1 protein-coding gene is annotated in these 571 nt (G+C 72.7%); it reads right to left on the bottom strand.

Going from position 1 to position 571, the window contains the following annotated elements:
- Positions 1 to 571 (bottom strand): pantoate--beta-alanine ligase (locus tag GTW58_RS13745; protein WP_425338854.1); only part of this gene is annotated, 571 nt, incomplete at both ends.

Here is a 571-nt window from a genome sequence, read left to right as displayed (position 1 = left end):
TCGCCGCCCGGTGCAAACACGATGTCCACGCCCAGGTCCGTGAGGCGCGCGAGGTCCCCGTCGAGATCAGCCGGGTAGCGCGAAAGGTCCTCCGTGGGGCCGAACTGCAGCGGATTCAGGAAGATCGACACCGCGAGGACGTCGTTCTCGGCCCTGGCCTGTTCGACCAGGTGCGAGTGGCCGTCGTGGAGGGCGCCCATGGTCGGGACCAGACCCACGGTGCCCTCGGGACCAGCGGCCTGAGCGCGCTCGCGCAGGAGTGCGCGGACCTCCACCGGGTCCGCGACCACCACGGGTGCCGACCCCGCACCGGACCCGGCCTCGGTATCGGCCTCGGTGTCGGCCTCGGTGTCGGCCTCGGTGTCGGCCTCGGTGTCGGCCGCGACAGGGGATTCGCCGGGGAGATCGAGATCGGCGATCTCGTCCGTGACGGTCGGGAGCACGTGGTCGGCCGGGCCCAGAGCCTGGAGCACGGCCGCGTGGGCGGTGCTGTCCAGCGTGCCGCGTTCCAGGGCGCGTTCCGCCGTGATCCGCCCCATCGACACGTAGGCGCGCAGCACGTCGTCGCGCC

The sequence above is a fragment of the Kocuria subflava genome, from assembly GCF_012163155.1.
In the GTDB taxonomy this organism is placed as follows: domain Bacteria; phylum Actinomycetota; class Actinomycetes; order Actinomycetales; family Micrococcaceae; genus Kocuria; species Kocuria subflava.
Note: the sequence above shows the minus strand (reverse complement) of the source record. Positions and strands in the feature narration are given on the sequence as shown.